The organism is Streptomyces sp. x-80 (assembly GCF_046549095.1).
Classification (GTDB): domain Bacteria; phylum Actinomycetota; class Actinomycetes; order Streptomycetales; family Streptomycetaceae; genus Streptomyces; species Streptomyces celluloflavus.
Genome location: NZ_JAJPWM010000010.1, coordinates 156443 through 169568, shown reverse-complemented (window position 1 = coordinate 169568; position 13126 = coordinate 156443). Strand labels below are relative to the sequence as shown.

At 71.7% G+C, this 13126-nt stretch carries 11 protein-coding genes; 3 read left to right on the top strand and 8 right to left on the bottom strand.

The genetic code is table 11. The features are described from left to right. Positions 1-96: 96 nt before the first annotated feature. The 3 genes from ACLJWH_RS21720 to ACLJWH_RS21710 all read right to left on the bottom strand — a co-directional run bounded on the left by ACLJWH_RS21720 (position 97) and on the right by ACLJWH_RS21710 (position 2771). Complete coding sequence (locus ACLJWH_RS21720) at positions 97-357, bottom strand: lasso peptide biosynthesis PqqD family chaperone (protein WP_411143405.1); 261 nt, start codon at positions 355-357, stop codon at positions 97-99. A 78-nt stretch (positions 358-435) separates the two neighbouring features. Then, positions 436-873, bottom strand: coding sequence for a lasso peptide biosynthesis B2 protein (locus ACLJWH_RS21715; protein ID WP_411143404.1), 438 nt, complete (start codon positions 871-873; stop codon positions 436-438). Beyond that, the gene (locus ACLJWH_RS21710) at positions 870-2771 is read right to left on the bottom strand and encodes an asparagine synthase-related protein (protein ID WP_411143403.1); all 1902 of its coding nucleotides are present in this window, start codon (positions 2769-2771) and stop codon (positions 870-872) included. Before ACLJWH_RS21710 ends, ACLJWH_RS21715 begins: the two co-directional genes overlap by 4 nt. An 832-nt stretch (positions 2772-3603) precedes the next feature. Here ACLJWH_RS21710 and ACLJWH_RS21705 point away from each other — a divergent pair. Continuing rightward, positions 3604-3741 carry a lasso RiPP family leader peptide-containing protein gene (locus ACLJWH_RS21705; RefSeq protein ID WP_411143402.1) on the top strand — a complete coding sequence of 46 codons (138 nt, stop codon included), beginning with the start codon at positions 3604-3606 and terminating at the stop codon, positions 3739-3741. Between the two features lie 464 nt (positions 3742-4205). Here the strand turns inward: ACLJWH_RS21705 and ACLJWH_RS21700 are convergent, their stop codons facing one another. Next, complete coding sequence (locus ACLJWH_RS21700; RefSeq protein WP_411143401.1) at positions 4206-5504, bottom strand: erythromycin esterase family protein; 1299 nt, start codon at positions 5502-5504, stop codon at positions 4206-4208. Positions 5505-6094: 590 nt separating this feature from the next. Here ACLJWH_RS21700 and ACLJWH_RS21695 point away from each other — a divergent pair. Together ACLJWH_RS21695 and ACLJWH_RS21690 are read left to right on the top strand one after the other, a co-directional pair. Next, the gene (locus tag ACLJWH_RS21695) at positions 6095-6775 is read left to right on the top strand and encodes a lytic transglycosylase domain-containing protein (protein ID WP_411143400.1); all 681 of its coding nucleotides are present in this window, start codon (positions 6095-6097) and stop codon (positions 6773-6775) included. Between the two features lie 110 nt (positions 6776-6885). Then, positions 6886-7986, top strand: a complete 1101-nt coding sequence (locus tag ACLJWH_RS21690) for a TerD family protein (RefSeq protein WP_411143399.1) — start codon at positions 6886-6888, stop codon at positions 7984-7986. Between the two features lie 162 nt (positions 7987-8148). Here ACLJWH_RS21690 and ACLJWH_RS21685 read toward each other — a convergent pair whose 3' ends face one another. The 4 genes from ACLJWH_RS21685 to ACLJWH_RS21670 all read right to left on the bottom strand — a co-directional run bounded on the left by ACLJWH_RS21685 (position 8149) and on the right by ACLJWH_RS21670 (position 12650). Then, on the bottom strand, positions 8149-9006 hold the full coding sequence (locus ACLJWH_RS21685; RefSeq protein ID WP_411143398.1) for a carbohydrate-binding protein: 858 nt from the start codon (positions 9004-9006) through the stop codon (positions 8149-8151). Positions 9007-9045: 39 nt separating this feature from the next. Next, on the bottom strand, positions 9046-9918 hold the full coding sequence (locus ACLJWH_RS21680) for an AraC family transcriptional regulator (protein ID WP_411143397.1): 873 nt from the start codon (positions 9916-9918) through the stop codon (positions 9046-9048). Positions 9919-10216: 298 nt separating this feature from the next. Then, complete coding sequence (locus ACLJWH_RS21675; RefSeq protein WP_411143396.1) at positions 10217-10936, bottom strand: DUF4232 domain-containing protein; 720 nt, start codon at positions 10934-10936, stop codon at positions 10217-10219. Between the two features lie 595 nt (positions 10937-11531). Further along, complete coding sequence (locus ACLJWH_RS21670; RefSeq protein WP_411143395.1) at positions 11532-12650, bottom strand: beta family protein; 1119 nt, start codon at positions 12648-12650, stop codon at positions 11532-11534. Positions 12651-13126: the final 476 nt, after the last annotated feature.

The window sequence follows — 13126 nt, the reverse complement described above, 5'->3', positions numbered from 1 at the left end:
CCTTTTCCGGCCCGTCGCCGGGCCGTCGCGACGAGCGGGTTCGGGGCGGGACGGCCGGCACCGCGCGGGGCGCGGTGCCGGGGCCGGGTCCGGGTGTCAGCCGGCCTCCACCAGTCCGGACGTCCGGAGCTGTTCGGTCACCGCCGTGAGGTCCTCGTGCGCCTGGGCCGGTGCGATGTCGAACCGGTCCGCGAACTCCTCGGCGACCTGATCCATGGTGCATCCGGCCAGCAGGCGCCGTAGTGCGTAGGCACCGGTCCGGTTGAGCTGCCAGTAGTGCCCGGTGCGCTCGCTGAGCAGCACCGCGCCGTCGTCGGTGTCGGTGGCGACCGTGTGGGCGGTGAGACGGAGCGTCATGTGGTCCTCCGGGCGTGGGAACGGCGCGGGAGCGGCATGGGAGCAGTGTGGGAGCGACGTGGCACGGCCTGGGCGCGGCTATCGGGCCGCGCGCTTGGGCGGGCGGGGGGCGACGGTGAGCAGCGGCCGGTAGTAGCCGTCGGGGTACGGCTCGTCGATCACCTGGCCGTCGGCCTCGATCCAGGCGTGCGCGGCGAACGGCGTCGTACGCACACCGGTCTGCCAGGTGGGCCACACTCCCCTGAAGCGGCACAGCACGGCTGCCGCGACCGACCGCTGTAGGCAGTTGTGGACGGCGCAGTGCAGGCTGACCGCGACGACCGCGGCGCGGGCCGCGGATGCCTGCGCCGCGGTACCCGGACGGGCGCCGACGCGCAGCACCTCAAGGATGGCGCGCAGATACCTGGGCGGCAGTTTGGCCAGCGGCAGGGCGATGGCCACGGCGGTCAGCGGCAGCACGCGACGGTGCAGGGGCAGCCGGACGCGCGGCGGCAGCGCGCAGGGCGGACTGGTCATGGCCTCTCCTCGGAGTTGGGGACACGGTGCAGGCGGCGGGCGTCGTCACGGGCGGGGCCGGCGGGCGCCGGTGTGCCGGTGGGGCGGGCCGCGGTGGGGCGGGCCGCGATCTCCCGCAGCCACAGCTCGGCGCCGAGCGTCGCTTCCAGCTGGGCGGACCAGACGTCGCCGGATGTGGGCGGTGTGAGCAAGGTGGTCCGCAGACCGGCCCGGTCGATCAGGCCGCGGCGCGCCAGCAGCGAGTCCTCGAACAGCTCCAGCAGGTCGGGAACGTGGTCCTGCAAGGCACGGTCGACGGACTCCTCGCAGTCGCCCTTGGTGGTCCGGTCCAGGATCACGTCGGGTACGAGACCGCGCAGCGCCGTGGCCAGCACCGGCTTGTACCGCCAGGGGGTGTAGCGCTCGTGGGGACGGATCGCCAGCACCGCCTCGACCACCCGGTCGTCCAGGTAGGGCAGCTCCAGACGCAGCCCCTCGGCGGCGTACTCGCGGGAGAGCAGCCGGAGTGCGGGTCCCGCACTGCGCAGCATGGTGAGGGCCTCGTGCTGCCCCCGGTCCGGCGCCAGGGGGGCGACCTGATCCGCCACGCCGTAGAAGACCGTCCGCGTGGTCTTCACCGCGTCCGGGGTGGCCCACGGCGTCGCCGGGATCCGCTCCCCCCAGCCCAGCGACGGAGCCGGGCTCAACGGCATGGGACGGCCGAGGTGATCGGCGCACCGTCGCCACCACGCGCCGAGGCTCTCCCCGCGCAACAGCCCGGACAGACTGGCCCCCAGCGGCCAGCGGTGCAGCGCCCGATGGGCGCGCAGTTGCCGCAGGGCGGTCACCGGGCGGCGGCGGAAGAGCGTGTGCAGGTAGGCGCCGCTGCCGGTGAACAGCTCATCGGCCCCGTGCCCGGCCAGGTGCCGGGTGGCGCCGTGCTCGACCAGCAGCAGGATCTCGGAGCGGATGGCGTTCATCCCCCGGGTGAGCGCCCGCGGGGCTTCCGTGTCCGGCAGCGAGTACGGCGGGGCGAACACGGGGGGCGCGTCGGCCTCCGGCACGGTCAGGTGCTCGGCGTGCTCCAGCGCACGCTCGGCCTGGGCGGCGTACCGGGGGTCGTCGTTGATCGCGCTGCCGCCGGTCCAGCGGAAGGTCAGCAGGTCGGGGCGGTGTTCGGCGGCGAGAAAGCACAGCGAGGTGGAATCCATGCCGCCCGACAGATCCGCGGACAGCCGGCCCCGGTGGGGTTGTCGCTGGGCCACGGCCTCCCGCAGGCTCTCGCGCACCCGGGCCGCTCCCTGCGCCAGGGACAGCTCCGGCTTCGGCGGATGCCACCAGCGCACCGTACGGGCCGCGCCGTCACTGGGCATCATCAGGTAGGAGTCCGAGGCCACTTGGTCCACGCCGCGCCACCAGCTGCGCTCGTTCAGCGGCGCGAAGAACATCCCGTACGTCACGCTCGCCGCGAGCAGGTCCTCGTCCGGCTCCGCACCGATCGCCCCGGCCAGCACGTCGGCCCGGTCGCCGGCGACCGGCACATCGCCCACCCGGGCGGCGAACACGCAGCGGGTCCCGGTGACGGTGCCCTGGAACCGCACCTGGCCGTGGACGGACGCCACCAGGTGAGCGCTGCCGGGAAGCCGGCGGGCCAGCCGGTCCAGATCCGGCAGGCCGCGTACCGGGGAGACCAGCGCGGACAGCCGTTCCGGCGTGATCAGGCTCGCACCGAACACCGCCACCCGCACCGGGCCCGCATCGGCCACCACCAGGTCCTCCGGGGCCCACGAGCCGGCCAGCCACGGCCGCCCGGAAGCATGGGTCACCCGCCGCGGCGCCTCGGCACAGACTTTGCGGTGCGCCCACGCGCCGCCCGGTGAGTCCGGGAAGACCACAAGGTTGTCGTTCAGCAACTGCACATACCTCACCACCAGGTATCAAGGCGCCATCCGCGCCGCCGGCATCGCGTCCACCGCCACCCGCACACCGGTCCCGGCCGGCCACGCGGCTGCCCTGTCAGCGCCTCACCCGCAGGCGGCGACACCAACACCGCACGCGGGCAACGCGCGCGGGCCCTGCACCGCCGCACCGCGCGACGAACGCCGTACCGCCCTGGCGACGCCGTGGAAGGCGGCCCCTGCGACCGGCCTGCCGCCGAGCTGACCGAGGCGATCGATCGGCGCGGCGATCCCGGTCGACCGCCGCTTCGGCCAGAGCGCGACGGCCGCCGGAGAACCGTGCGCCACCGAAGGAAGGCCGCGCAACTGGGCACAGTTGACATCGCGCCATAAGCGTGACGGAAAGGAAGTTGACCTCTGCCACTACCGTGACGGAAAGAGACTCATGGGGTTTCCTTTTCGATGACTGATTCCATCGAGTCCGCGCCGGCGGTGCGCGCATGGAAAATAATTTAAATACCGTTCAATATGCCATTCGGACACCCGGCCGAATCTCGTTTCCCTTTTCCCCGTCGGACGAAACGGCAGGCCAGCGGGCGGGGTGACACGGACTTCCGGCCGCCGTCCCGGCGTTCCCCGCACACCGCACTTCGACCACACCCGGACCCGCCTCCCGCCTCGTTCGATGCACACATGAACGGTCAACCATTTTTCTGGCTGCTCCACGCAAGCGGGAGCGACGCCGGATTCATGGATGGCGGAAATTACGATGATGAGGTGGACACCCCGAATGGAAGCCGGTTACATGATTCAGCGTCATTCCGGGCTCAACCGAGTTGTATGGGAGAAAGCCATGGCAAAGAACAAGCAGCGGCCGGAGCGTTACGTGCCGCCCGCCCTCGCCAAGGTCGGCCACTTCACCAAGGACACAGACGGAACCGTCTACACGCTGAAGGACGCCACGACCCTCGGCTTCAAGAAGCCCAAGTAACACAGCCGGCGGGCATCGACTGACCGACGGACGAACGCCTTACCCGGCCCTGCACCGGACTTCGCCCTCGTACTTCCGCGAAAGTACGAGGGCGAAAGCTTCCGGAGCAGGGCCGGGTATCGCACAACAGCCTTCTTACGAGCCCGACTTGCAGCGCGGCCGCCGCATCGATTCGTTCACCGGGGCGTAGGAAAAAATTCGCGTAAAAGTCACGGCAATGGGATTTCTTGCGCCATCGGGCGGCGGGGCGAACGGGCCGTCGGCAAAAGGGCCTTGCACCAGAATTCCGCACGCGCGTATGCCGCTCCTGGACGGATAATTGACAGCGCGCCGAGTGCCGTCTCGCGCGAGTGCGCCTCCCACGACCGGTAGCGGCTACTCCGAGGCCCCGCCCCCAACTCCGTTCGTACCAGGGCGGGCGGCGACTCCCGGGCAGAGGCCCCGCCCGCCCTGGTGCGAGGCGGTCAGAAGGGCACCGTGCGGTCCCGGGTGACCGTCGGAACGGCGAGTACGGCATCGAACGCCGCGGGGACCTGAGTGCTCAGAGTGGAACTCTGGGACCGGATCGCGTTGAGCAGCGGTACCCCCTGGGCGTCGCGCGGTGCGTGGCGCAGATCGGTCAGGGTGATCCGGTCGGCGAGTCCGGCGTCGGTGAGAGCCGCCTCGACACTGCCGGGCCCGGCGGGCTCCAGGTCAGCTTCGGCGAGGGTGAAGCCGACCGCGGCACTCTGGTCCGGGTACATCTCCGGCACATGGTCGGCGGTGTGGACGAAGGCCACCGTGCGGTAGTCCCGGCCGAGCATCCGCTGAAGATGCAGCCCCATGGGCAGCGCGGTGAGCCCGCCGCCGAGCTCCAGCTCCGTCTTGTGGATGTGGCTGTTGTGCGCCGCGAGGACGATCCGCGTCCCCGGTTCGGCGTGGTCCAGGTGCCAGCGCACCGATTCGGCAAGGTAGATCTCCCGTACCGACAGATCCGCTGCCAGGCCCCGGCCGGCGAGCAGGGCGTGCATCGCCTGGAACATGTAGTCGGTGTGGCAGGCCGCCGCCACCTGACGCCTGGCGATGTCGAAGCGGGTCTGGCCGCTGCGGGCGACATGGAGCGGTTCGGCGGCGCGCAGCCGCAGCGACAGCCGCGCCAGTGTGGCGGTCAGCTCGTTCTGCTCGGCGGTCGTCAGACCGGCCCACGCCGGCCCGGCCGCGGCGCCGGAGCCGCAGCCCCGGAGGAACCGGTCGCTGATCTCCAGGACCGTCTCGACGAGCGGGAGCGCGTCGGGGTCGACCTCGCGCAGGTAGCGGGCCACCGGCTCCAGGGCGGGCCGTAGCGCCCCGCCGGCTCCGGGGAGGTCGAGGCCGGCGAAGCGCAACGGGTGGGCGCCGGTGCGGTTGTGGTGGCGCAGCCAGTGCATGAGGTCGGCGGCGCCCCATTCGGCGGCGGCCCGGCTCACCTTCGCCAGGTCGCCGTCGTCCCCCTCGCCCCGCAGCCAGCGGTCGAGCGGGAAGGCTTCGCTGAAGCCGAACTCCATGGCGAACACGGTGAATCCGCAGCGCTCGGCGAGAAAGCGCAGCACGCGTCGGCGGGCGCGGGAGAACTCCTCGACGAAGTGGGCGCCCTCGCCGATCGCGACGACCCGGGCATCACCGACGATCTCCCGGAGCCCTTCGAGGTCGTCGAGGGGCTGCCGCGGATCGAGGGTGGCCAGGGTGGCGGAGTGCGCGCGGAACCAATCGGCGAGCACGGCACGGGAAGAAGGCTGAACAGGCACGGTGGGAGCTCATTTCTCGGCTCGGGGGTTCAGGACACAGCCGCTCGTCCGCACGCGGCGTACGCAGCGACCCGACGATGCGCAGACGCGACCAACCGACGCCGGGCCACCGGGCCAACGGCGCACCGCGTCTGCCGATGAACCCCGTCAGAGAAAATTGCTGAATAGTGCCATGCCCGGAACCTAACATCGGGCTTCGAACGCACCCACACGGATATTCCGGCGCTGGTTCGCAGGGCGGCAACGCCTGACCCGCAAGAACCACACCCTGGATCAGAGGGCCAACTCCCCGGCTGCGCCCCTGCGTTGTCCGGACCGTTCCACGCCACTCGGGCCTGCCGCATGGCCGCCGCGCGCAGGTCGCATGGCCGATTCGACCCGGCCCGGATCCTCCCTCCCCCCACTGCTCACAGGAGCGTCGCGGAGACCACGAACGCGTCGGTCCGGAGCGGCCGTGCCGAAGAGCGTTCCACGCGCTCTCCCCCGTCCGCATTCCGTGCATCGCCTCCCCCTCGCCATAATTCACCCCTTGCGCAATCCTGGGACCAGCGGCGACGTCACCGTGGCGGACGCCTGAGAGAGAGCGGCAGATGGCTGAGGCACGGATGCGATGGCGCTGGATCGCTGTGCCGGTCCTTGCCCTGGCCGTCTGGGCCATGGCCCGCACGGGTCAGACCCCACAGTCCCCCGCCACACCCCACGCGGCGGCGCCCACCGCCTCCCCCACGCCCACCCCCTCCACCACACCCGGCGCCGGCAGCCACACCACCCCCTCCCCCTCCTCGGTCTACGACCCCGCCGACTACGCCGCGCAGGTCCGTGACCACGCCGACAAGGCAGGCATCGCACCGCGGCTGCTGATGGCGATCCTGTACAACGAGGCGTACAAGCCGCACGACCCGGACCTGGAGCGTGCCTGGCAGCGCCACAAGCCCGATGCGGCGTTCGGCATCGCCAACATGCATCGCGCCGCCTTCGAGGAGACCCGGCGGGGCCGGGATTTCGCCGGCCGGAAGTGGGAGGAACTGCCCGATGACCGGGACCTGGCCATCGAGGCGGCCGCCTGGCATCTGCACGACCTGTCACGCCGGCTGCCCGCGCGGTGGCCCGCCTCGTACTCACGGGATGAGTTGCTGGCACTGGGCTACAACGCGGGGGCGGGCAACATGCTGGTGTTCGCGCGTGGTGTGACGCCCGGCGCACAGGCCCAGTCGTATCTGGACCGCCTGCACGACAACTGGGGCAACGCCGGGAAAGCCGTCGCCTCCTGAGCCACGATCCGGCCGTTGCTTCAGGAATTGCGCAGACCGGGAACCATGCCGTTTTCCGCCGCGTTGGAGCCGAAGAACACCGGACACCAGGACAGTTGTGGAGGAAGCACATGAGTGTTGCCCTGGCCAAGGGCGGCAATGTGTCGCTCGGCAAACAGGCCCCCGGCCTGACCGCGGTGACCGTCGGGCTGGGCTGGCAGGTGGACGCCACCGGAGGGGCCGGCTTCGATCTGGACGCCAGTGCCCTGCTGTGCGCCCAGTCCGGCAAGGTCCTCTCCGACCAGCACTTCGTCTTCTTCAACAACCTCCGCAGCCCCGACGGTTCGGTGCGGCACTCCGGGAGCGACCGGACAAGCGGGAGCGGCGGGGACGACGAGCAGATCCACGTCGACCTGAGCGCGGTTCCCCCCGAGGTGGCGAAGATCGTCTTCCCGGTCTCCGTTTACGAAGCCGAGCAGCGCGGCCAGAACTTCGGCCAGCTCCGCAGCGCCCACATCCGCGTGGTCGACCGGACCAGCGGCACCGAAATCACCCGCTACGACCTGCGGAGCGAGGCCGCCACCGAGACCGCGATGCTCTTCGGTGAGCTCTACCGCCACGGCTCGGACTGGAAGTTCCGCGCCGTCGGCCAGGGCTACGCCTCCGGACTCGCCGGCATCGCCCAGGACTTCGGCGTCGACGTGCTGCGTCCGGAACCGGCCGCCGAAGCCCCGGCCCCGGTTCCCACCCCGCCCCCCGCACCGCCCGCTCCCCCGGTGGCGGCGGCCGCCACCGGCTCTCCGGCGCTCGGGCAAGGCTCCGCCACCACACCACAGCAAGTGACAGGGAGTTCCCCCATGACGTGCTTCTTCGACCCCGGACACGGCGTCGGCATATCGCCCGTGACCTGGTCCCCGCAGTGGGGTGTCCCGCGTCAGATCCAGGCGTGCGGTGGCTGCGCCCAGCGTGTGCAGACCACGCCGCCGCCGTACTACACCGCGCCCCAGGCGGGGTACCCGCAGCAGGGCTATGCGCAGCCGGCACCACAGGGCTACGCGCAGCCGGTACAGCAGGACCACCCGCACCAGGACCAGCAGCAGGGCCGCCGCTTCGGCACCGGCGCGCTGATCGGCGCCGGCGCGGCCGGCCTGGTCGGCGGCGCGCTGCTGAACGAGGCGTTCGATGACGACGAGCCCCACACGGTCATCAACAACTACTACGACGAAGACTGAGCCACCGTCCGGCGCCCGGCCGAGGTGGGCGATTCGGCCCGCCGGCCCGGCCACCGACCGGCCCCCCTCCGCCGCCCGCACGCCATCGGCGCCCCGGCGGGAAGAGCACGGCGCGCCCCCGTCCCGTGGGTGGGGCGCGCCGCGCGTATCTGCCGGCCGGGGTCAGACGCGCTGCCAGAGGGCCGGGGCGGACGGCGGCTCCCAGCCCGTGCGGGCCGTGTGCGTCTGGCGGCACCGGTAGGTCGTGCCGGCGTAGGTGACCTGGTCGCCGGTCCGGTAGTCGGTGCCCGCCGCCCACGTTCCGCCGGGGGCCGTGGGCCCGCCGGTGGGCTGCTGGCCGACGTTGAGGACGACGTCGAAGGTCGCCTCCTTGGCCGGGCCGGCCTGGCGGACGTTCATCACCAGGGCCGGGTCGAAGATCGGGTCGGTCTGGTTGCGCGGCTCGCCGGGGAAGTACAGCTGGGTGGTGAGGATCTCCTCGTGCGGCGCCTGGACCTTGACGTGGAGGTGCCGGGTACGGCCCGGATACAGGCCCGGCACGATCGTCTCCAGCGTGAAGGCGCCCCGCGCGTCGGTGAACTGGTGCCCGCGGAGCCGGAACCCGGTGTTGTCGTACTCGCCGTTCGTGTCCGCCTGCCAGAAGTCGAGCAGGGCGTGGGCGATGGGCCGGCAGGTCACGCCGAAGACGTAGCCGCTGACCGTCAGGCGGGTACCCGGCAGGCCCGGCTCCAGCAGTGACGTCCGCTCCGGCGAATCCGGCTTGAAGTAGGGGCCTTCGATCTGCGGTGGCGTCGGGTCGTCGCCGTCGTCGCAGAACGGCGTGGGGGTCAGCGGCTGCTGTGCCGTCCCCGCGTCCCGGGCCAGGGCGACGCCGCCGAGCAGCATCGGCAGCGGCACCGCCGCCAGCGCGGCCTTGAGCAGTCTCTTACGGCTGATCCCCGGGCGTTCGTCCTGCGATGACACGTGTGCGTCCTGCGGTGGTACGGATGCGTCCTGCGGTGGTACGTGTGCGTCCTCCATGGGGTCCTCCTCGGAAGTCGTTGACGTACCCGGACGACGCTAGGCGGACAGGCCGGAGGGGTCGATGGACTCGCTACGGTGAACGTGGTGAATCCCCGGTGACCCGCGGCGGAACTCGCCGGGGCTGACGCCCGTCTCGCGGCGAAAGAACCGGCAGAAGTAGGCCGGATCGGTGAATCCCGCATGGCGCGCCACCTGGCGGACGGTCAACTCCGTGCTGGCGAGCAGGCGTTTGGCCTCCAGTGTGCGGGCGGCGCGGATCAGCCGGCCCGGGGTGCGGCCCGTGCTCTGCTTGACCGCCTCGGTCAGATAGCCGACGGTCACACCGAGGTGTCCGGCGCAGGCGCTCACGGACAGTTCGGCGCCGCCGGGCCGGGCGATGAGCTGGGCGAACTCCCGTGACACCACGGAGGCCCGGCCCGCCTCCAGTTCCGCCTCCGTTCCCGCGCGGCGTCCGCCGGGGAGCCGTACCGCCCGGGTGAGCAGCACATGCAGATGCGCCTGGAGCACCGAGATGAAGCCCTCGTCCCGCTGGTCGAACTCCTCCCGCATCTCCCGCACCAGCGCGCGGAGCCGGGCCGCCTCCCCGCCGTCCAGGCGCAGCCAGGGGCGTTCACCGAGCCGGCGCAGCAACTGCCGGTCCTCCGGGTGCGCGAGCAGGAAGTCGTCGGTGAACAGGATCACCCAGCCGCGCAGTCCCGACGCCCGCTCCCAGTAGTGCACCTGACCGGGGGAGATGACGCACAGCTGCGGAGGCAGCAGCGGCAGCCGGGTGAGATCGACGACGTGGTGGCCGGTGCCCCCGGTGACGTACACGATCTCGTGGAAGGTGTGCCGGTGCGGGAAGTCGGCCCGGGAGAGAGGCCCGATCGTGTCGAAGGACCCGATGGCGAACGGCAGGATTCCCGGCATGGGCACTTCCAGCCGGTGTAACGGCACGGGGTCGTCCGACCGGAGCCGCGCCTGCTCCCGCGTCCCTCGCATCACCCGCACAGCGTACGGCGGCGGAGCGCGGCCGTCCGTAGGGCAACCGGTCAGGTCGTCCGTCGTCGCCCGTTGTCGCCCGTTGTCGCCCGTCATCAACGGTCGAGGAGACGCGGGACCGCACGAGCGGTGCCGGGGCCCCTCCCGGACACCCACCCGTTCCCGGCACTCGCCGCCGTCACCATCATCGCCGTCGCCGTCGCCGTCGCCGGGAGCGGAGCCACGGTCAGTGGCTGTCGATGCCGTCGAAAGGCACGGCGTCCTTCGCGGAGGTGTGCCAGTTGGTGACGATCGGCCTGTCGACGGTCATCGCGTCGACCGGGAGGCTCACCGGGTTCGGGTCGCCCTTGCCGACGCCGACGATGATGCTCTTCAGTTCCTTGCCGTTCTCGTTGTTGGTGGTCTTCGGGTTCACCCCGGCATAGGCGGTGGTGCCCCCGCTCAGCGTCACCTGCTGCCCGACGGACTGCTCCGCCGGGCCCGCCTCGGTGCCGTCGGATCCGAAGGCCACCACCGGAAGCTCGGCGGGCAGCGAGCAGGTGATGCCCGGCTTGGCCTTCGCCATGACCAGGATGTAGCCGCCGGCCTGGCTCTCCGACCGGGTGCTCCAGGAGATGTCGTTGGCGCCGCAGACCTGCCCGTAACCGCTCTTGTCGCCGCTGCCGGAGGAGTGGACGGTGCCGGAGCCGGTGCTCTTCCTGCCCGACTTGCTCGACTTGGCCTCCGCCTCGGAGCCCTTGGCGGAGTCGTGACCGCTGCCCGTACCGGTGGTGTTCTGGCCGGTGTCGGCGGCCGACTCGGGCGCGGCGGCCTCACCGGCGACGGACGCGGCGGAAGAAGGGACCTGCGCGGCGCCCGTGTCCTTGTCCTGGCAGGCGGTCAACGACAGGGCCGCGGCGAGGGCGGTGGCGGCCAGGACGGTGGTGCGGATGTGGTTCTTGCGCATGGATGTTCTTCCCGTGTTGGTGGAGAGGGGGTTGGAGAGGGGGTTGGAGAGGGGTCTGCCGGGCGCACCCGACGGTGTGCCGGTGGCGCGGTGTGCTCGGCGAGGAGCCGGAGCGCGTCGACGGCGAGGAGGCGGCCGTATCGCGTCGGCCACGGCATCGGGTCGTATTCGGTGCCGAGGGGGTGAGCGACACTGCTTCCCGAACCGGGGCTGCTGTCGGGTCACAGCTTTCGGGGTGCCCGACCCGGGGTGCAACGGGCCACCGGAAGAATGGGACACCGGAACGGCAATATGCCCTCTGACCTGCGGAAACTACCTACTCCTGGAATGGCGTTCGGGTACGGTCCGGGAGCGGAGGAGGCGCGGAGGGGAGATCGCGGCGGAGCGGCAGGCGCGCCGAGGAACGCCAGGTGCCGCGGCGCCGGGTACGGAATCCCGGTCGCCCACCCGACCTCCTGCCCGTCTGCCCGCCTGCCCGCCTGCCCGCCTGAGGAGAGGCGCGCCACACCCGGCTCTGGAGAGATGCACCGACTTGCCCGCACTGTCCGCACTGTCCGCGCCGTCTGCGCCGCCTGCGCCGCCTGCGCCGTCCGAGTTACCGGAGTTGCCGGAGTTGCCGGAGTTGTTCGGGGACGTAGGTCAGATGCTGGATATGCCCTTGCTTCACCCACGTTTCGGCGTTGCCGGGGTTCTTGTTGGACGGATCGGCCGCTCGCTCTTCGAGCCAGCGCTCCGCCGCACTGGCGCCCGGCCGGAAGGGCGCGTACTTCGTGATCTTCCGGGCGATGCGGTCCAGGCAGCTCGCCTCGCCCCGGGCCCGGTAGGCGCCCTTACCGACGAGAAAGTGCTCGTCGAGGGTGTAGCGGAGCTTCTCGAAGATGTCGAGCGGGCCGGTCTCGACGGGGTCGTCGCAGCTGCGGGGGTGGAGGGTCGAGTAGTCCCCGTAGACGAGCCCGCCGCCCCGCAGGCCGTCACCCGTCCCGCCCGAGCGCAGCGCCGTCCATACCAGCCACTCGGCGCGCGCGACCATGACGACCTCGTGACGCTTCAGCCCCTCGTCGCTGTACGGGAAGGATCCGCCGGTCAGGACGGTGGTCCGCCACGGAGCGAGATCGGCGAGCAGGGTCAGGGCACGGCGCGCCCGCGCTTCGGCGGTATCGGCATCGGACACATGGCGGAGGTCGATCAACAGGTCGGTCCGCTCGGGCCGCACACCGGTCCGGTTCAGCAGCTCGGCGCACCGGTCCCGCACTTCGTCGGCCAGGGCGGCCGACGAGTCCGCGGGTATCCGTACACCCAGTGCGCTGTCCCATTTCCTGGCCGCCGCACCGGCCGCCGCCTGCTGGGCCGGCCCGCGTTCCGGGCCGGTCACGGGGCGCAGCGCGGTCCCGAACAGGTCGGACGCGAGGACGTCCCATACGTGTTCCTGGACGAGTTCCGGGGTGTCCTCGGCCCATCGCGCGTCCACCCAGCCGGGGCGCATGCCGTGCCGGATGCGCAGGGTGTCGGCGATGGAGTGGAGGTGGCGGGCCAGGGCCACCGGGTCGTCGGGGATGCGGCCGCCCGCGGACAGCGGGTCCGCCGGGCGTTTGATCCGCGGCGGAATCACCCATAGGGGCTCGATGCTCGGCTCGCCGGGAGACCCGGCCTCCGCGAGGGCCGTGAAAGCCGCGCGTCTCGCCGGGAGGACCGGTACGTACGTCCGTACGTCCACCGGAACGTGCCGAGGTGCCCCCGACGCCGACGCCGCAGCAGACACTGCCGTCCCCCCGCCCGCCCCTTACCGGAAGGTGCCTGATCGGAGGGTGCCCGCGCCGGAACAATCACGAAAGGGCGCGTTTCAGGTCATGGTCCCTAATACGCCAAGATCGGGCGCAGTACGTCAAGATCGGGGCGTAGTGGGCCGGAAGCCGGGCGTAGTAGACCGGGAGCCGGGCGTAGTAAGCGGGGTGCCGGGCGTAGTAGCGGAGAGCCGGGCGAAGTAGCGGGGAGCCGGGCGAAGTAGCGGGGAGCCGGGCGAAGTACACGGGGACGCTCCGGGCCGGAGCCCAGCGAATCCGTGGCCCCGGCCCTGGCCCTGGCCCTGGCCCTGGCCCTGGGCCCCCTTTCCGCCGGGCCCCCTCACCCGTCCCCATACCGGATCAGCACAACGAACCAGCACAACGAACCAGCACAACGAACCAGCACGCC

Bases quoted from the DNA above. Each gene is read 5' to 3' on its own strand.
- ACLJWH_RS21720 (WP_411143405.1), bottom strand. From the start codon at position 357: ATGACGCTCCGTCTCACCGCCCACACGGTCGCCACCGACACCGACGAC.
- ACLJWH_RS21715 (WP_411143404.1), bottom strand. From the start codon at position 873: ATGACCAGTCCGCCCTGCGCGCTGCCGCCGCGCGTCCGGCTGCCCCTG.
- ACLJWH_RS21705 (WP_411143402.1), top strand. From the start codon at position 3,604: ATGGCAAAGAACAAGCAGCGGCCGGAGCGTTACGTGCCGCCCGCCCTC.
- ACLJWH_RS21695 (WP_411143400.1), top strand. From the start codon at position 6,095: ATGGCTGAGGCACGGATGCGATGGCGCTGGATCGCTGTGCCGGTCCTT.
- ACLJWH_RS21690 (WP_411143399.1), top strand. From the start codon at position 6,886: ATGAGTGTTGCCCTGGCCAAGGGCGGCAATGTGTCGCTCGGCAAACAG.
- ACLJWH_RS21685 (WP_411143398.1), bottom strand. From the start codon at position 9,006: ATGGAGGACGCACACGTACCACCGCAGGACGCATCCGTACCACCGCAG.
- ACLJWH_RS21680 (WP_411143397.1), bottom strand. From the start codon at position 9,918: ATGCCGGGAATCCTGCCGTTCGCCATCGGGTCCTTCGACACGATCGGG.
- ACLJWH_RS21675 (WP_411143396.1), bottom strand. From the start codon at position 10,936: ATGCGCAAGAACCACATCCGCACCACCGTCCTGGCCGCCACCGCCCTC.